13 protein-coding genes are annotated in these 17,850 nt (G+C 65.2%); 3 read left to right on the plus strand and 10 right to left on the minus strand.

The window, feature by feature from the left end:
* Window positions 1-2: 2 nt before the first annotated feature.
* A complete protein-coding gene (panC, locus tag IG122_RS10760) occupies window positions 3-839 on the plus strand; it encodes a pantoate--beta-alanine ligase (protein ID WP_193183343.1) in 837 nt (278 codons plus the stop codon).
* Window positions 840-909: 70 nt separating this feature from the next.
* Window positions 910-1,293 (plus strand): cupin domain-containing protein, encoded by a 384-nt coding sequence (locus tag IG122_RS10765; RefSeq protein ID WP_193183345.1) that lies wholly within the window; start codon window positions 910-912, stop codon window positions 1,291-1,293.
* On the opposite strand, the gene IG122_RS10770 is transcribed toward IG122_RS10765, so the two are convergent.
* Window positions 1,294-2,826 (minus strand): O-linked N-acetylglucosamine transferase, SPINDLY family protein, encoded by a 1,533-nt coding sequence (locus IG122_RS10770; protein ID WP_193183347.1) that lies wholly within the window; start codon window positions 2,824-2,826, stop codon window positions 1,294-1,296.
* A gap of 352 nt (window positions 2,827-3,178) precedes the next feature.
* Between IG122_RS10770 and IG122_RS10775 the strand changes: the two genes are divergently transcribed.
* Window positions 3,179-3,724, plus strand: a complete 546-nt coding sequence (locus tag IG122_RS10775) for a PAS domain-containing protein (RefSeq protein ID WP_193183349.1) — start codon at window positions 3,179-3,181, stop codon at window positions 3,722-3,724.
* 59 nt (window positions 3,725-3,783) lie between these two features.
* On the opposite strand, the gene trxA is transcribed toward IG122_RS10775, so the two are convergent.
* The 9 genes from trxA to IG122_RS10820 all read right to left on the minus strand — a co-directional run bounded on the left by trxA (window position 3,784) and on the right by IG122_RS10820 (window position 17,790).
* Window positions 3,784-4,134: a thioredoxin TrxA gene (gene trxA, locus IG122_RS10780; RefSeq protein ID WP_193183351.1), complete on the minus strand. Its 351-nt coding sequence runs from the start codon at window positions 4,132-4,134 to the stop codon at window positions 3,784-3,786.
* Between the two features lie 106 nt (window positions 4,135-4,240).
* Entirely contained in the window at window positions 4,241-7,762 is a 3,522-nt protein-coding gene (gene addA / locus IG122_RS10785; RefSeq protein WP_193183353.1) for a double-strand break repair helicase AddA, read from the minus strand.
* Between the two features lies 1 nt (window position 7,763).
* Window positions 7,764-10,760 (minus strand): double-strand break repair protein AddB, encoded by a 2,997-nt coding sequence (gene addB / locus IG122_RS10790; protein WP_193183355.1) that lies wholly within the window; start codon window positions 10,758-10,760, stop codon window positions 7,764-7,766.
* Window positions 10,761-10,783: 23 nt separating this feature from the next.
* On the minus strand, window positions 10,784-11,548 hold the full coding sequence (locus IG122_RS10795) for a nucleotidyltransferase family protein (protein ID WP_193183357.1): 765 nt from the start codon (window positions 11,546-11,548) through the stop codon (window positions 10,784-10,786).
* Window positions 11,549-11,564: 16 nt separating this feature from the next.
* The gene (locus IG122_RS10800; RefSeq protein WP_193183359.1) at window positions 11,565-12,602 is read right to left on the minus strand and encodes an aminoglycoside phosphotransferase family protein; all 1,038 of its coding nucleotides are present in this window, start codon (window positions 12,600-12,602) and stop codon (window positions 11,565-11,567) included.
* On the minus strand, window positions 12,595-13,131 hold the full coding sequence (tsaE, locus tag IG122_RS10805; RefSeq protein WP_319024861.1) for a tRNA (adenosine(37)-N6)-threonylcarbamoyltransferase complex ATPase subunit type 1 TsaE: 537 nt from the start codon (window positions 13,129-13,131) through the stop codon (window positions 12,595-12,597). Before tsaE ends, IG122_RS10800 begins: the two co-directional genes overlap by 8 nt.
* Window positions 13,128-15,617, minus strand: a complete 2,490-nt coding sequence (locus IG122_RS10810; protein ID WP_193183361.1) for a PAS domain-containing sensor histidine kinase — start codon at window positions 15,615-15,617, stop codon at window positions 13,128-13,130. The genes tsaE and IG122_RS10810 overlap by 4 nt, the downstream gene beginning before the upstream one ends.
* A 52-nt stretch (window positions 15,618-15,669) precedes the next feature.
* Entirely contained in the window at window positions 15,670-16,350 is a 681-nt protein-coding gene (locus IG122_RS10815; protein WP_193183364.1) for a DUF4286 family protein, read from the minus strand.
* Between the two features lie 18 nt (window positions 16,351-16,368).
* Window positions 16,369-17,790: a pyridoxal phosphate-dependent decarboxylase family protein gene (locus tag IG122_RS10820; RefSeq protein ID WP_193183366.1), complete on the minus strand. Its 1,422-nt coding sequence runs from the start codon at window positions 17,788-17,790 to the stop codon at window positions 16,369-16,371.
* Between the last annotated feature and the right edge of the window lie 60 nt (window positions 17,791-17,850).

Raw genomic sequence — 17,850 nt, forward strand, 5'->3', positions numbered from 1 at the left:
AAATGGACATCATCCGCACCAAGGCCGAGCTGCGCAAACGCGTGAGCAGTTGGAGGAATTCCGGCGAGACCGTCGCCCTGACGCCGACGATGGGGGCGATCCACGAAGGCCATCTCTCGCTCGTCCGGCTCGGCCTCGAACGCGCGGACCGATGCGTCGGGACGATTTTCGTCAATCCGCGGCAGTTCGGGCCGAACGAGGATTTCGCGACCTATCCGCGGGACGAGGAGGGCGATTTCGCAAAGTTCGAAACCGCCGGATGCAGTGCGGTCTACGCGCCCGCACCGGAAGAGATCTACTCCGCCGGCTACAAGACCGAAGTCATCGTACACGACATCTCCGAGGTCATGGAGGGCGCAAGCCGCCCGGGCTTCTTCACCGGCGTCGCCACCGTGGTCTCAAAACTCCTGATCCAGGCGATGCCGGACATCGCAATCTTCGGCGAGAAGGACTTCCAGCAGCTCGCCGTCATCAGGACCATGGCCCGCGATCTCGATCTGCCGATGGAAATTCTCGGCGCGCCGACGGTCCGCGAGGCGGATGGCTTGGCGCTCTCCTCCCGCAACGCCTATCTGAGCGCGGAAGAACGGCGGATCGCTCCGGCGCTTCATGCGGCGATGACCGCTGCCGCGGCGACCCTCCGCAACGGCGCCAATCCCCCGGCAGCAGCGGAGCAAGCGCGGAAGGCGATGCTCTCGGCCGGCTTTCAGGAGGTCGATTATATCGATATCCGCGATCAGGACAGCTTTCAGCCGGCCTCCGTTCCCGGCGAGAATCTCCGCATCTTCGCGGCGGCGTGGCTCGGCAGCTGCCGCCTGATCGATAATCTCGGGGTCTGACGGAGCGTCCCGATCGGGCTATGCTTCCCTCCGAGGCCGCGACACGACGGCCCGGAGGGAGGACCGCAAGATGGCTATAGAGACGCCGAACTATCCGGAACATGCCGCACTCGGGGCGCTCGACTCACGCCCCGTCGACCCGGAGAAGCTCGACTGGAGCCCGACCCGCTTCGAGGGGGTCGAGATGAAGGTGCTGATGGAGGACAAGGAAACCGGGCTGATGACCGCCCTGTTCCGCTGGCAGCCCGGCGCGGTCCTGCCGTTTCACGAGCATACCGATATCGAGCAGACCTACATGCTCGAAGGCCGGCTCGAGGACGAACAGGGCTCGGTCGGGCCCGGCGAATATGTCTGGCGTCCGGCAGGCAGCCGGCATGTCGCGCGGGCGCCGGAAGGCGCGCTGATGCTGAGCATGTTCCACAAGCCGAACCAGTTTCTCGACGACGGCGCCTGATCAACCCGGAATTTTGACTTCGATATCCCGGTCGGGCAGGCCGGCGGACCGGTTCCCGGCGATCTCCAGGAACGCCGCCTCTAGAGCGGCGACATAGGCTTTCGTCGAGAAGAAACCGCCCGGCTCCGGCTGCCGTAACCGGGCGCGGACGGCGGCGAGAAAGGGAGCGTCGGCGGCGAACCGTTCAACGCGGGCGAGATAATCCGCCGGACTGTCGGCGATCCCCTCCGGCACACCCGCCGCAGCCAGGATGCTTGCCGACATGCGCCACGCGAAGCAGCGCCCCGGCAACGTCACGACCGGAACCCCGCGGGCGAGCGCCAGCGCCGTCGTATGGCCGCCATTGTAGCCGAGCGGATCGAGCGCGATGTCGGCAGCGGCAACGCGTGCCCGGTGATCGCGGATACCGGTCGGCTCGGCGAAACGGATCCGCTCCGGCGCCAATCCCGCCTGCGCGGCGAAGCGGCGGAGATTGTCCGCCCCCTCCTCCGATTGCGTCGCAACCCATAGCAGCGCGCGGGGAATGCGTCTCAGGCACTCGAACCAGAGCCGAAGCGTCGCCATGTCGACCTTGTTGAGCCGGTTGAAGGCGGCCATGACGAAACCATCCTCCGGCAGCCCGAGTTCCGCGCGGGCGGGGGCAGGGTCGTCCTCCGCCTGGTCGTCGACCGGCAGGAAGCTTCCCGGCATCAGGATCAGGCGCTCGGAGAAACCGGAGCGCTCCGCTTCGGGCACGACGACCCGGTCCGCGACCGTATAATCCACGGTCTCCGCGCCGGTCGCCCCCGGAAATCCGATCATCGCGACCCGGACAGGTGCCGGAGCGCGGCGGAAGACATCCTTTTCGGGGCTCAGCGGCGTGCCGCTCAGATCGACCAGGATATCGATCCCGTCGGCACGGATCCTCTCCGCGAGCGCAGCCGGCGCTAGCCCCCCGACCTCCCGGAAATGATCGGCGGCCAGGCGCACAGGGCCCTGAACCGGCCTGACCGGCTCCTCCGTCCGGTCATATACGAAGGTCTCGAACCGGCTGCGATCATGATGAACCAGCATGCTGCGGACGGAAAACCCCACGGGATGCATCCGGAGGTCGGAAGTGACATAGCCGAGGCGGAGACGCCGCCCGCCCCGCCAGCCCCATTCCGCCCGCCATCGAGAGTCCGGCGCACTGGCGATCCGCATCGCCGAAGTGGTTACGGCAAGCGCGATCCCCGGATCGTCCCGGCGCTCCAGCACGGAGAGCGGGGGCTCGAAAACCGTATCGCCGCGCCGCAATTGCTCGGCGAGAACCGCATCGAAAAGCGGCTCGAAAAAATATGAAGCCTGGAAATTGAGCGCATCCCGAAAGCCTGTTTGCCCGCTTACCAGAGTCCTCACGACACTCGCATTCACCGCCAGCAAGCGAGCCGGCGCATCTCTGAGAAAACGCTTCTGCCAGTCGTCGTCGCCCTGGGTGCCAGCAAGCGTACAGAACAGCTCGGCATAGGCGTGAATCCTCTCTGGCCGGTCGAGAATTTCGGTTCTGTTGCTCATGTACCGACGCAGGAACAGTGGAGGAATAGATACGATCGTTCATGTTTAGCGACAGCCGGCGACCGCGTATAGCCGGCAACTCGAACAGCCTTGGAGAGCATTCGGGGCCTTGGAACCATCGCCCGGAATATCTTGTTACGTCAGACAAAACCCGTAAAAAATTAATCCACTATTGGAAAATGGCCGATTCTCATTCAATTTCAGCGGAAATCTGGATTAAGAATCAATTTTAACAAAGCGTAACATATTAATATTACGAAGTATTTTATCAAATCAAACTTGCCGAACAGAATTTGATAACTAGCTTTCACTCCAAACCGCTGAAGCAGATTTTGCTTTTACTGACGTATATATGGCAAACAACGACAAACACTATGCCGGGACGGTAGCGGACGCAGCGGACCTGTCCCATCCGGAGCATCGCGCGCTGTTCGACCACTGGAAGGCGAACCGGCGCGGCGAGGATGTCCCGCTGCGCAGCAGTTTCGACCCGCTGCAATTCCATCGCTCGATGCCGAGAATGGCGATCATCGAGCGCAGCGGCCCGCCGGACGCCTCTGTCTTCCGATATCGCCTTGCGGGCACCGAAATCGCGCGGCGCGCGGGCCGCGATCCGACCGGAAAGAGTTTCGAGGAGCTATACGAAGGAAACTATCTCGAGACCGCGAACCGGACCTATCGCGAGATATCCGAATCGGGCCAAGCGCATTTCTCACAGCGTGTCTTCACGATCGGCGGCGAAAGCGGAAACCTGCGGTATGACCGGCTCATCCTGCCTTACAGTTCCAACGGGTCGTCGGTCGACCAGTTCGTGCTGCTGATCGTCGTCGTCGAGCAGGACGCGCCGGTGAAACAGGTGGGCAGCTTTTCCATATTCGGCAGGAAGCGGAACAAATAAAAAAAACAGGCGCCGAAACGGCGCCTGTTCCTATCGATTCTGCTGGATCCCGGCCCCGATCAGAGCGCTTCGTCGACCCACTGCTGCAGCTGGGCCTTCGGCATCGCGCCCATCTTGGTCGCGGCGACCTGACCGTCCTTGAACAGGATCAGCGTCGGAATGCCGCGCACACCGTATTGCTGCGGGGTCTGCGGGTTCTCGTCGATATTGATCTTGGCGACGGTGACGCGGTCGCCCATCGACTGCGCCACTTCCTCGAGCGCCGGTGCGATCGCCTTGCAGGGGCCGCACCATTCGGCCCAGAAATCGACCAGAACCGGCTTGTCGGAGTTCAGAACGCTGTCGGAGAAACTTGAGTCGGTAACCGTAACCGTCGACATGGGGGCTTCCTCGTTTGCCTTGTCTCGCATGCCGGGCTCCCACCCTTGCATGAACCGTGAATCTAGGAAGCGTCGGCAGCCCCGTCAAGACAACCGGCACGGGCCCAACGTTTCCAAGGGGGAAAGGGCATACCCCTCAACCGGCACGGGCGCCGGGCGCGTATGAGTCGAGCAGATCCGGCGGCAGTTCGGTCAGGAACGGACCGTCCGTCCAGAGCAGCAGGCAGCGGACCTTGCGGCCTTCGAACATGCCGGCGAGCAGCGCCCGGTAGGCCGCCATCTGCTTCAGATAGACTGCCGGCACGTCCTCCAGCCGCTCCGGCGGCGGCCGGTTGGTCTTGAAGTCGACCACCGTCACGCGGCCCTCTTCCACCAGCAGCCGGTCGATCTGACCGGACACGACCGTGATCCCGCCCTCTCCGGTCGCGACCTGACCGACGATCGGCACCTCGGCACGCGAGGCGGACGCGAAAAGTCCGGCCCAGTCCGGATGCTCCAGTACCGTCATGACCTCGTCGAGATAGCGAGCCGCCACATCGGGCGCGAGATCGTGCAGCGGGCGCCCGAGGAAGGAGGCTCCCGCCTCCCGACGGCGCTCTGCGGGCATGTCCGGAAGGACCTGGAGCATACGGTGGATAAGCTGCCCGCGCTTGAAGCGTCCCTGGTCCACGAGAGAGAGCGGGGAGCGCAGCGCCGGTTCCGGGTCGCTCGGCCGAGACGGCATCAACGGGCGCGGCGGAACGGGCTCCGGTGCGGGTTGCGACTGTGCCCAGCCGGGCACCGCCTTCTTCGCGTCCGCGGGAACGATCGTTTCGGACGGCGGCGCCACATCCCTTTCCTGCGGCGTTTCGTGTCGGAGCAACGGGAGGTCCGAGCCGGACGCGGCACTGATCGCGCTGTCTTCGATTTCTGACGCCAGATCGGCCATCGCGGCGCGCACCAGATCGTACCAGTTGCCTTCGGGCGCCCGCTGCTTGGTTGCCCATCCGCCGACATAGAGCCGGTCCTCGGCGCGGGTCATCGCGACATAAAGCAGGCGGCGATATTCTTCGTTCCGTTTGCGCTCGGCGGCCTCCTTCGCATCGCTGCTGGCCGCCGCGTCCTCCGCCTTCGCCGGGGCGCAGAGCGGAACCGGCACGCCGTCGTCGGACTGGCTCCAGAGGATCTTCGCCGTACCGCGCGGGACCTGAAGGGTGTCCGGCATGAAGACGATCGGCGCCTGCAGGCCCTTGGAGCCGTGCACCGTCATCACACGGACCCGCCCGCCCTCGCCGCCTTCCATGTCGCGCTTGATGTCGCTCTCCGATGCCTCAAGCCAATGCAGGAAACCCTGCAAGGACGGCACATGGCCGCGCTCGTATTCCAGCGCCTGGGCAAGGAACTCGTCGAGCGGGTCCGCCGCCTCTATACCGAGCCGCTCAAGGATCCGCCGCCGGCCGCTCGGCTCGCCTTCGGCGAGAATTCCGGCGAAGAGCTCGTAGGGTGGCATCGTGTCGGTGCGGGCGAGATAGGAACTCAGCAGCTCGTCGGCACGGGCGAAGGAAGCCTTTTCCGGCGCACGGCGACGCAGCTCGCGCCAGAGCCGCCTCTCCTTGCGGTTCCAGGCAAGCTCAAAAAGCTCGTCCTCGTCGAGCCCGATCAGTGGGCTCTTCAATACCGTCGCGAGCGTCAGGTCGTCCTCCGGCAGCAGCAGGAAGCGGCCGAGGGCGATCAGATCCATGACCGCGATCTGGTCGCTCAGCACCATGCGATCGACACCGGCGACGTCGATGTCCCGTTCCTTCAGGGCCCGCACCATCTCGTGCACGAAACCGCCGCGCCGGCGCACCAGCACCATGATGTCGCCGGGGCCAATCGGCCGGCCTTTTGAGGGCAGGATTTCTCCCCGGTCGATCCACGACCGGATGCGCCCGGCGATCGCGCCGGCGAGCCGGGAGGCCGGATTGTCGAGCCCGCGCTGGGCGAGCGGCAGGGCCCAACTCCCTTCCTCCTCGCTTTCGGCCGGCAGGAAGGGCGGCCAGACTTCGACCAGGCTCGCATCGCCGCCGCGCGAAACGCCATGGCGGATCGAGAGCAGCTCGCCGTTGCCATCCGCCTCAAGGACTCCTTCTCCCGCCGGACGGCTGTTGAAGAGCCGGTCGACCAGCCCCAGCACCGCCGCACCCGAGCGGAAGGAGACCTCCAGGTCGACCGAGGCCCAGGCCCCTTCCGCCGCAGCCACGCGCTCCGCGAAATGCCTGCGCATGCGCAGGAACCCTTCAGGGTCGGCGCGCTGGAAAGAGAAGATCGACTGTTTCACGTCGCCGACCGCGAAGATGCTGCGCCCGGCATCCCGCGCTTCTTCGTAGGCACCTTCGCCGGCGAAGAATTCCTCGGTCAGCGCCTGCACCACTTCCCACTGCTCGGGGTTGGTGTCCTGCGCCTCGTCGATCAGGATGTGATCAAGGCCACCATCGAGCTTGAACAGCACCCAGGCGGCAACGCCCGGCCGTTTCAGCAGGTCGCAGACCGTGGCGACCAGATCCTCGAAATCGACCAGCGCGCCGCGCCGTTTCCCCGCCTCGTAGCCGTCCAACACCGCAGCAGAAATGCGCAACACCGCAGAGGTGCGCTCGGCAAGACCGTGGGCGTTGAGACGCTCCTTCAGGGCGATCAGCCGCTCACCCTCGCGGGCGAGCACGGTTTCTATATCGGCGAAGAGCTCCAAAGCCGCCTTCGTCGCCAGCCGCTTGCGCATTTCCCCTGCGCCGGTGAGGAAGACACTGCAATAGCTCTCGAAGAGTTCAGACCGTCTCGCACCTTCCGCCACGAGGAAGTCGGCGAGCGCGGCCCCGCGCTCCATATCCGTCTTGCTGCTTTCCACGAGAGCTTCTGCGGCACGGCGTAGCCCGACGAGATCAAGCGCACTGTCGGCAAGCCCGTCACGCAGCACCGTTTCGGCAGTCTCGTCCGGCGGCAGATCGAGATGTGTTCTGAGCGCCGCGTCGATCCTGTCCCTGCCACCGATCGCCTCGATGAAGCGGGCGAGCCGGGCGCGTTCCTGCAGCAATTCAGAGACCAGCCCGTCGAAGGTTTCCTCGGCGAAACGGCGGTTGATCAGGCGGAGCGCCTGGCCGAGCACGCTCTCGGGATCGGCGGCGGCCAGGTTCAGCACCCGGTCGCGCGCGTCCCAGAGCCGCTCGTCGGCGGTGCGATCGTCCATGACCTGGAAATGCGGCGGCAGGCCGGCCTCGAGGGGGAAGCGCTTCAGCACCGCCTGGCAAAAGGCGTGGATGGTCTGGATCTTGAGGCCGCCGGGCGTGTCCAGCGTGCGGGCGAAGAGGCGTCGGGCGAGCGCGATATGGTCCTGCGCCGGCTGTCTGCCGAGCAGCTTCTCCAGCTGCCCGCTTAGTTCCGTCTCGCCGGTGACCGCCCATTCCGAGAGCTTGCCGGAGATGCGCGCCGACATTTCCGCCGCCGCGGCCTTGGTGAAGGTGAGACAGAGAATACGGCCCGGATCGGCACCCGCGAGCAAGAGGTTCAGCACCCGGTCGGTCAGCACCTTGGTCTTACCGGTCCCGGCCGAAGCCGCGACCCAGACCGATGCGGCCGGGTCGGCGGCCCGGCGCTGCGCCCGGTCGGCCTCCTGGATCACCGCTGTCGGATCGTGCTCGGCCATCTCAGGACAGCTCCCCGCCGGCGGACCATTCCTTCACCCGCGCCAGATGCTCGTAGTCGGAATAGCGCGGTGCATATTCCGGCGCCGGGCGCGACCGGTACGGCGTTTCCGGATCGTCGAAGGTCCTGATGAGATTGAGCAACCCCTCCTCGGCCTCGGTGACCAGCGTCTCGACAGCCGCCTTGATCGCCTTGCGCTCCCCCGCCGGATCGCCGCCGCTGAGCCGCCAGTATTCAAGCGCCTCGACAGCGCCTTCCGGCACACCCTCGAACCCGCCCATGGAAAGGATCAGCGCCTCGAGCGGCAATTGCGGCGAGTACCCGGCCGTCACCTGGCTTTCCGTCGGTGGCGCGCCGGTCTTGAAGTCGATGATCGCAAAGCCGCCATCCGCCAGAAGCTCGATCCGGTCGGCCTCGCAATTCAGATCGACCGGGTCCCTCAACCCGCGCACGGTCACGTGGCCCTTCTTCTCCGTCCAGATCGCGGCGATACCGGACCGGCGAACCCGTTCGGTCTCGACGAACCAATCGGCGATACGCTCGAAGCGCGGCCACCAGAAGGCCTGCACCGAGGGATGCGCCATCTCACGGGCGAACTCGCCGCGTCCAATCTCGATCAGACGCTCCAGCGCGCCCGGCGGGATGTCCCGCGGGAACTCGTTGGTGAAAAGTTCCAGCGCCCGGTGGATCATCGTGCCCCGGTCCGCCGCGCCCGGATCGGCGTCCAGCGGATCCAGCGACCGCAAGCCGAGCACCCGCTTGGCATAGATCGCATAGGGATCGCGCACCCAGGTCTCGATCTCGGTGACGGAGAAGCGGCGCGGACGGGCTGCAAGCGGCGGACGCGGGGTCGGCGGCTTCACGGGCTCGACCTTGCGCGGCCTATCCAGTTCTTGCTGCCAGTGCGGATAATCCGCCACCGGACGGCGCACCTTTTCTGTGAGCTGCAACGCGCGGAGTACGGTGTCCATACGCAGCCACCATCGCGACGCGACGGTCGGCGCGCCCTCGACCCGTTCAGCCCGGGTCAGCACCACTTCGGGCGCCGAGGCGGCCATCTGGAAATCGTGCGCAGAGAGCCCGATGCGGCGCTCCGGCGCGGGCAGGCCGAACTCGGCGCGCATCGGCCGGCTCATCCAGGGATCGGCGCCCGGATCGGGCGGCCAGGTGCCTTCGTTCAGCCCGCCGAGGATCATCAGGTCGTATTGCTGCAAACGCCCTTCGAGCGGTCCGAGAATGGCGAGACGCGGATGGGTCCCGTAGCGGGGACGGTGCACCCGTCCGGCCAACAAGGCCTCCAATAGGGAGAGGTAGTCGCGACCGTCGATCCGGGGAAAGTCGCGGGCGGATTCGGCAAGCTCGGCGAGGAAGTTCGCCGCATCCTCGCCCGCCTCTCCGGCCCAGAGCCGCTTGTCGCCACTCTCCTCGTCGGTCGCCGCCAGCGCCTCGGCGACCGCGTTATGGGCGGAGAGCAGGTCGATCAGCGAGACTTCGTCGCTCCGCAGCAACTCCGAGAAGAATTCGGCCGGCTCGGCAAGCCGGTCGATCCAGGCACGCATGTCGCTCCGGTCGTCTTCGTCGAACGCCTCCTCGACGGCCGCGATCAGGCCTGCCGGACCCGGCGCGGGGCGTGGCCCGCGCAGCACCTGGCGTTCGAGGGTCCGCACACGGCGGCGGAAACGCGGCTGCGCCATGCCGCCGGCGGCGAGAGGGTGCTTCAAGGCGGCGAGCAGCGGCACCGGCGCACAGGCCTCGGCCGCCATGTCCGCCGTTGCCAGCCAGAAGGTCATCGGCAGAGTCGCGGCAAGCGGCTGGCCGGCGGAATCGTCGACCTCGACCTCCCAGCGCCGGAGAGCGGCTTTCACACGACGGGCGAGCACCCGGTCCGGCGTGACCAGCGCGGCGGTGCGGGTCTGATCCTCCAGCGCCTCGCGCAACATCAACGCGATGGTCTCCGCCTCCTCGTGATGGCTCGGGCAGCTCAGCACCGAGAGTCCCACGGTCCCACTGGTCAGGAGTTCCTGATCCGTCTCCGCGAGGCGGCGCCAGGCTTCCGTGGTCTCGGCCGGGCGCAGCACTTCCTGGATCAGCCGGGCACGGGCCGCGCGGGTTGTGCGGGCACCGGAGACGGGCCAGTGCTGGACCTCTTCCCTCGTCTTGCCAAGTCGCTTCAGCAACAGGGCGAGATTGTGCTGGGCATGCCCGCTGTCCTCCTCGATCGCGCTCCAGGTCGCCGCGTCCGCGTCCCGGTCGAGCCCTGGAAGTACGACGGAGCCGCGCGGCAGACCGAGCACCGCGCCCATCAGGCGGGCCGTCGCCGGGATACTGCCGGTCGAGCCGGCGACGATCACCGGATCCTCGGGCGGGCTCGCGGCCCAGAGCGCGGCAAGCCGATCGACCAGGGCCACGTGCCGGAGCGGCGCCTCCATCGCGCCCTCCTCGGCCAGCATGGCGGGCCAGAACTCGGTCGCGATGGAGAGGAATTCCACCACTTCCTGCCAGTGGGCGGCGTAGCGCTCGCGCGCAAGACCGGCGAGCCCTTCGTAACTCACCTGCTCGGTATGGACCTGATCGAGAAAGCGCGCGAGTTCGCCCGCGAGCAGGGCCGCGTGATCGACCCCGGCGGCATGGATCGCGGAACCGCTGTCCTTGCGCTCGAGGAAGCGCTGGACGAGCTGGGTCAGCAGGAGCTGTCGGCGGAGGCCAGGAACGGCGGGCGGCAAATCCCCCGCGGCGACGGCACCGTCGAGGCCGCCGAAAGCGCCCTCGTCATCGTCGATATCGCCGACCGGGCGGAGCGAGGGAAGCAGCATCGGCCGCCCGTTGCCGAGGCGAAGGAAACTGTCGCGCAGGGTGCGGACCGCACGCCGGGTCGGCAGCAGCACGGACATCCGGGCGAGTACCATCGGATCCTCACCGGCCTCCTGCCAGAGGCCCCGCGCCAGCGTGTCGGCGAACCCGTCTGTCGCCGCGATGGCATAGAGCCCGCCGATCCCCATGGAGCCTCCCCCGGTGGCGGATTTCAGAAGAACGGCACGTCCGGAACGTGACCCTGGGCATAGAGATGCCGCGCCGTCTCGAGATCCTCATTGGTGCTGATATGGTACCAGAGACCGTCATGCAGGGCACCGTAGAGCCGTCCTGCCTCCTGCGCCTTGTCATAGAGCAGGTTGAGCGAAAACGCCCCTTCGGGCGCGCCCTCGAAGAGATGCGGATGCAGGATGGAGGCGCCCATATAGGCATAGGGCGCGACGCGGCGCTCCTCGCGGCGGGTCAGGCGGCCTTCCGGATCCATGGTGAAATCGCCATAACCGTGCCAGCCGGGCACGCGCGAGAAGGGATGCATCAGCAGCAGCGCATCCATCGCCTTGCCGTCCCAGGCCTCGGCGAGCCGCGCCAGGGTGGGCTTCATCGCATCGACCCAGAGGCTGTCGCCATTGATCACGAAGAACGGCTTGTCGCCGAGCAGCGGCAGGGCTTTCGCGACGCCGCCTCCGGTCTCCAGCAGTTCCTCTTCCCGGCTGAAGACAATCTCGACATCCCCTCGGCTGCCGAGGTGCTTCTCGATCTGCTCCCCGAGATGGAAGGTGTTCACCACCACCTTCTTCACGCCGACGGCGGCCACCCGGTCGAGGATGTGATCGATCAGCGCCTTGCCGTCGACCTCGATCAGGGGTTTCGGTGTCTTGTCCGTCAACGGCGCCAGGCGCGTCCCCTTGCCGGCCGCGAGAATCATCGCGGTCTCCGGGATCGTTACCTTTTTCGTCTTCAGTCTGGTGAGCAGCATGGCGGTCGGATGTTCCTCAAGGCGCGCGGCCGCCCGGCGGCGGCGTCACACGGTAATCGTCTGGCACGTGTTTTTCGATCCAATCCCGCACCGGTGCAAGAGCGTCGTCCGAAAAATTCTCCATCGTGAGACGCCACATCCTGTCGATGAAGCGAAGATAGGAGTGATTTCCCAAGAGCACGGACTGACGGGCAAAGCCTCCGATATTCTTCAGATGCCGTTGCGCGCCCAACACGTGGTAGGATCGAACGAAGCCTTCTCTGTCTGTGATATTGCGTGCAGATTCGAAGAATCTCGCACTGACTTCGTCGACGATAGCGGTCGAAATATCGCGCCGGCAATCCTGCAGGAGTGAAACGAGGTCGTAGCTTGCCGGCCCGATCACCGCATCCTGGAAATCCAACAAGCCGCAGGCCGCGAGATCCCGCCGGTCCGACAGCACCATCATATTGTCGACGTGAAAATCGCGCAGCACCAGAACTTCGGGACCGGACCGGGCGGCCGGAAAGACCGATCGCCAAGCCTCGGCATATTCCTCGCGGGCGTCGTCCGGGATCGCAAGCCCGTGCGCTTTTCGCAAATACCAGTCCACGAACCGCATTGCCTCTTCCAGCAATTTCTCGTCGCTATAGGCTGGCACCCGGTCTCTGATTTCGGAAACGTCGCGCTGCGCCAGATCGCCAAGCAGATCGCCTGCAAGGCAATAGAGCTCGCGTTCCTCGTGCCCGGCAGCAAGGGCGCGGGTGTAAGTCAGGTCGCCAAGGTCTTCCAGCAGCAGGAAGCCCGCCTCCTTGTCGGCGGCGAGTATCTCGGGAACGCTGTAGCCGAAACCTTTCAGGATCTCCGCTATGTCGACGAATGGCCGGACATCCTCTTTGTCCGGCGGCGCGTCCATGACGATCGCGCGCTGCCCGTCCGGCCGGCTCAGGCGGAAATAGCGCCGGAAGGAGGCATCCGCCGCGAGTGCGTTTTCGGACGCGTCGGACCATCCGGCCGCGTCCCAGAAGGCCCTGCGTGCGAGCGCGCGAGGGCCCGATACGAAACTGTCACTCATTCGTCCAAACGACCTCAAATCCCGCTTCCGCAAAGGCATCCGCATATCCCGGCTGCATGTGCTCCGGAAGCGAGAGCGCGACCAGACGGTCGCCATCCTCCGCCGGACCTCCTTCGCATATCTCGAAATGGAGCGCCACCGCTTCCAGCGGCGCGAAGTCACCGAGACGTTCCGGCCATTCGACAAGGCATATGGCCGTCTCGAACGCCTCGTCCAAGCCGAGTTCCAGCACTTCGTCCGGATCGCCGATCCGGTAGAGATCTGCATGCCAGATCTCGATCTCCTGCCCGTCTTTATCGATCGGGCCATATTGCTGCACCAGGGTGAAGGTGGGACTTGGAACCTCTTCGTCCTCGCCGACGAGATAACGGATGAAGGCACGGGCAAAAGTGGACTTTCCGGCTCCCAGCCCGCCCGACAGGAGGAAGCTGCAGCCGGCCCCCGCAAGATCCGCACAGATCCAGGCGAGGGACTCGGTTTGCTCCTGCCCTTCAAGATGGAGGCCGGCGGCCACGTGCGTTTCGGTCACAGGGAGAGCTCGTTGGCGAATGTCGGATTGGCTTCGGGCAGTTCGGCATGGCGCGGCATCCGGCACTTGATGCAGAGCCCCTCACCCTCTACCGGCTCGAGCGACAGGCTGCCACCATGCAGTTCGACAAGGCGGCGTACCAGAGGCAGGGCGAGGTCCGGGCCTTGAGCCCGGCCACCGCGATCGACGCCGGAGAAGACCTCGAACAGCATCGAACGCATCTCCTCCGGCACCCCTTTTCCGCCTTCGAGAATCACGAAATCGACGTGGTCCGCATCGGCGCAGACCCGCAGCGTGATCCGCATCCCCGCCTCGGTGAACTGCAGGGCGCTGGAAACCAGATTGAACAGGATCTGCCGCATCCGGCGATCGTCCGCCTCGATCGTATCGACGCCCTCCTCGAATTCGACGCCGATCACGACATTCTGGGACCGCGCCCTCTCGTCGACCAGCGACACCGCCGCAGTCACCACTTCGCGGACGTCGAGTTCCTTCGGATCGAGCGTGAGATAGCCCGCCTCGATCGAAGCGAGGTCGATGATGTTGCCAATCAGGGACGACAGCCGCCCGGAGGATTCGAGAATGGCTTTCAGGTATTCGCTCTGCCGTTCGCTGACATCGCCGACATAGCCGCCATCGAGCATTTCGGCGAAGCCGATGATCGCGTTCAGGGGCGTCCGCAGCTCGTAGGACACATTGGCGATGAATTCGCTCTTCAGGCGGTCGGCGGTTTCCAGCGCCTCGTTCCGGTCCTGCAGGGCACGCTGCACGTTCAGCGTGTCGGTCACGTCCAGGAAGTTCACCAGCGTGGCGCCGTCCGGCAGGGGAACGAAGGAATATTCGAGCGCCGTACCGTCCGGCCGTTCGGTGCGGCCGTGCTCCACGGATCGATCCGCGAAACGGGCGGCGAATTCCTGCTTGTAGTCTTCCCAGACCGCTTCCTCGACGACCGGGAAGAGCGGCCGCATCGCCTCCAGAACGTCCGAGACATGGAGGGACTGTTCATGGAATTCCGGGTCCAGATCCCACATCCTGAGGAAGGTCGGGTTGGACAGCGTCATCCGCCCGTCCGCGCCAAACACGACGACGCCTTCGGCCAGGTTGTCGATGGTCTCCCGCTGCACCTCGTTCAGGGTATTGTAGCTCCGCTCCAGCGCCAGACGGTCCGTCACGTCCTCGAAAGTCAGGAAGAGGCCGCCGAAAGGATGCGGCATCACCACCATGCGCAGGGTGCGATCGTCCGGCAGGAAGAAGAAATCCTCGAGCGGATCGATCAGACGCGTGAAAAGCCCGTTCCAGTGATCGCGATAGGCGCGGAAATCCGACTGTTCCGGCAGCCGCCGCAATTCCCTCAGGAGCTCCAGGAATTCCGTGATCGTCGGGTCGGCGTCGAGCTTCGCCGGGTCGACCTCCCAGAGATCCGCGAAGGCGCTGTTGAAAAATTTCAGTCGTTTGTCCGGCCCGAAGATCGCGATCGCGGTCGAGAGCCCCTCCAGAACGTCCTCATGGGCCGCGATATGCCGGGCGATTTCCGCTTGCGCCTCTTCCAGAGCCGTGACGTCGATGGCCCAGCCGACCGTACCGCGCCCTCCCGTGCTGGGCGCCTCGGTCACCTCGAACAGCCGACGCTCGCCGTCGACGACGATGAAGCGGCTTTCCGAAAAAGGCGCGCCGAGACGGCGCGCCCGGCGAGACGTGTCGCGCGCCGGTTCGGAATCGAGGTCGATGACGTCCGCCGCGATATTGGCGAAACGGATCCGCATGTCCTCGTCGCGCTGCCAGAACGGGATCGTCTGCAGATTGACGGCAGCGAGCAAGTCTTCCGTCTTGCGACGCCATTTCCGGGCTTCGTCCTCCGCCGCCGAGCGCGCGCCGGCCAGCTCCGAGATATCGACGATGGAGACCGTCGCGCGCCCAAGAGCACCGCTCCCGGCATCGATCGGAATTCCGGAGACCCGGACGATGCGCGCGCCGTTGCGGATACCGCTCTCGAAGCTGAAGGCCTTGCCTTCCGCCATGAGCCTGGAAACCGAAGTCACGAGCCGCGACCCAGATCCGTCCGAAAGCAAAGCTGCGATCGCGTCGATCGAATTCAGACGGTCTGCATCGGCGCGCAACAGGGAGGCGACCGGCGGACTGACATGTCGGAGGACCGATCCTTCACCGGAGCTGTCCGAGGCAACCAAGCCGATGAGGCCGACCTGGGGGCTGTGCAGAGCCGCGTCACGGCCGTCGATCTGATTGGAGAGGCTGTCCAGCTCGGCCTGCAGACCGTTGATGCGCCACCGGTAGATGAACTGCATCGCGGCAAGCCCGATGGCCAGCGCGAGAAGAAACGCGAGCGCAACCGATGTCAGCGGGATCGCGGCAATATTGTCGGAAAGGTTCTCGACCATAGATCCCACCGCACGCGCTTCCGGAACCCGGAAGACGAGGTCGCCGGACACGCCGACGGCTGCGGTGAAGAGAATCGCGATCCTTTTCATTATCTCACGTTACGCGTCCAGCGGACTCGGCTCAAGCAAAGACACCCTCTGCTTAGCGATTGTTCCCAAAGAGAAAACTGTAGACTGTCTGATCGAGACCGGGCGCCGGAACCCCTGCTTCCCGGAGCGCCTCGGACAATCCTCGGCTTGCGTCTCGCACCGCGGCTTCGGTCGCCCCGTCGAGCAGGATCACCCATTCGGGAGTCTGCCCCGGCGGCACTGGTTTGCCCTGCGCCTTCAGGCCCGCATTTGAAACGTCGATATCGTTCTCGGCGAGACAGCCGCCGAGCATGTCCGGCTGGAATCCAAGTGCAGGCAACACCGTCTCGCCAAGCAGACCCCGGAGGCGCTCCATCGCAGATGCTTCGGGGAAAAACCGGGTCACGCCCAGCCAACCGGTGAAGCCGTGCGTCTTGTCGACGGTGATCGACGCGGTCAGGCGGTCGAACTTGGTGAAACCGGCCATGACCTTCTGGCTCCAGGCGGTCTGCTCTGCAAGCCGGGCCATATATTCCGGGTCGGCGAGATCGGAGACCTTGCCGGTCTCGTAGCTGGCGAAATACTTCACCCGTGCATCGGGATCGACCGCAACATAGCGCCGCGCCCGGTGGAACCCAGGCATCCAGACGCGTTCATCGATATGCTCGCGGTTGTACCACTCGTTGAACTCGGCCTCGTCTTCCGGCGCCACCTCCGTGAAGGTCATCAGCATGCCGGTTCCGTATAACGCCATGAGATATTGCTCCCTGTCTCAGCGATGCAGATCGCGGGCGATTTCCTTCACCACATCCCACCCCTCCGCGACATGGCGGCGCTCCGTGTTGGTCTGCCCGATGGAGAAACGGATCGCGGCCCGGCCGCGCACCTTGTTCTGCGTTAGATAGATCCGCCCGTCGTCGTTGATCCGCTGCAGCAGCGTTCCGTTCAGGCGATCCAGGTCCTCACTCTCCGGCATCCCCTCCGGTCGGTAACGGAAATTGATCAGCGCAAGCGAGCGCGGCGCGACGATCTCGAAGTCGGGCTCGGCAGCGATCCAGGCTTCCAGTTCGGCGGCAAGCTCGATGTGGTGGCGAACGATCTTGCGCAAACCGTCTGCACCGTAGGAACGGATCACCATCCAAAGCTTCAGGGCCCGGAACCGCCGGCCGAGCGGGACGCTCCAGTCGCGGTAGTCGATGATCTGGCCCTGCTCCCGGCTCTTCAGGAATTCCGGCAGGATCGAGAGCGTCCGGATCAGCGCATCCGGATCCTTCACGAAATGGGCGGAGCAGTCGAAATTGGTCAGCATCCACTTATGCGGATTGAAGACCAGGCTGTCGGCATATTCGATCCCATCCAGCATCCAGCGCTGCTCCGGCAGCAGCCAGGCGGTGCCGGCCCAGGCGGCATCGACATGCAGGAAAATCTTGTGCCGCTCGCAAATCTCTCCGATCGCGCGGAGCGGATCCACGGCGCCGACGCCGGTCGCCCCGATAGAAGCCACCACGCATGCCGGAATGCAGCCCGCCGCGATGTCGGCCTCGATCTGTGCTTCCAACAGATCCGGGCGCATGGAGAAGTTCTCGTCGACATCGATCAGACGGAGATTCTCCCGCCCGAGACCGATGATCTTCACGTTCTTCTCGGTCGCCGAATGGGTCTGGTTCGAGGTGTAGACCGTGAGTGTCGGCTGGGTGCCCAGCCCTTTCTCGTTGGCCTGCCAGCCCGTCGCCTTCTCGCGGGCCGTCAGCAGCGCGCAAAGAATGGCGCCTGAAGCCGAATCCTGGATCACTCCGGTGAGCCCCTCCGGCAGCCCGGTCATCTGCCGGAGCCAGTCGAGCACCTTGGTCTCCATTTCGGTCGCCGCCGGGCTCGTCTGCCAGAGCATGCATTGCGCACCGAGAGTCGCGGTCAGCATTTCCGCCAATACGGACGGCGGCGAGCTGTTGGCGGGGAAATAGGCGAAGAAGCGGGGATGCTGCCAATGGGTGATGCCGGGGATCACGTCGGATTTGAAATCCGCGAAGATCCGCTCCATTCCCTCGCCTTCCTCGGGCGGCGCGTCCGGAATCGTGGCGGCAATATCCCCCGGAGCGGTCTGCGCCCGTACCGGATATTGCTCGACCGATTCCATGTAATCGGCCATCCAGTCGACGAAGTTGTGAGCGTGACGGCGGAACTCTTCGGGGGACATTTTAGGACCACAGATATTTGAAGGTCCGTTCAGGCTAGTACGGCCAAGACGATTGTGCCA

Origin of the sequence: Nisaea sediminum (assembly GCF_014904705.1) — a bacterium.
Taxonomy (GTDB): Bacteria; Pseudomonadota; Alphaproteobacteria; order Thalassobaculales; family Thalassobaculaceae; genus Nisaea; species Nisaea sediminum.

What these genes read in the sequence shown, in the direction of transcription:
- IG122_RS10765 (WP_193183345.1), top strand. Translation starts at nt 910, where the DNA reads ATGGCTATAGAGACGCCGAACTATCCGGAACATGCCGCACTCGGGGCG.
- IG122_RS10820 (WP_193183366.1), bottom strand. Translation starts at nt 17,790, where the DNA reads ATGTCCCCCGAAGAGTTCCGCCGTCACGCTCACAACTTCGTCGACTGG.
- addB (WP_193183355.1), bottom strand. Translation starts at nt 10,760, where the DNA reads ATGGGGATCGGCGGGCTCTATGCCATCGCGGCGACAGACGGGTTCGCC.
- IG122_RS10770 (WP_193183347.1), bottom strand. Translation starts at nt 2,826, where the DNA reads ATGAGCAACAGAACCGAAATTCTCGACCGGCCAGAGAGGATTCACGCC.
- IG122_RS10775 (WP_193183349.1), top strand. Translation starts at nt 3,179, where the DNA reads ATGGCAAACAACGACAAACACTATGCCGGGACGGTAGCGGACGCAGCG.
- trxA (WP_193183351.1), bottom strand. Translation starts at nt 4,134, where the DNA reads ATGCGAGACAAGGCAAACGAGGAAGCCCCCATGTCGACGGTTACGGTT.
- IG122_RS10810 (WP_193183361.1), bottom strand. Translation starts at nt 15,617, where the DNA reads ATGAAAAGGATCGCGATTCTCTTCACCGCAGCCGTCGGCGTGTCCGGC.
- panC (WP_193183343.1), top strand. Translation starts at nt 3, where the DNA reads ATGGACATCATCCGCACCAAGGCCGAGCTGCGCAAACGCGTGAGCAGT.
- IG122_RS10795 (WP_193183357.1), bottom strand. Translation starts at nt 11,548, where the DNA reads ATGCTGCTCACCAGACTGAAGACGAAAAAGGTAACGATCCCGGAGACC.
- IG122_RS10815 (WP_193183364.1), bottom strand. Translation starts at nt 16,350, where the DNA reads ATGGCGTTATACGGAACCGGCATGCTGATGACCTTCACGGAGGTGGCG.
- addA (WP_193183353.1), bottom strand. Translation starts at nt 7,762, where the DNA reads ATGGCCGAGCACGATCCGACAGCGGTGATCCAGGAGGCCGACCGGGCG.
- IG122_RS10800 (WP_193183359.1), bottom strand. Translation starts at nt 12,602, where the DNA reads ATGAGTGACAGTTTCGTATCGGGCCCTCGCGCGCTCGCACGCAGGGCC.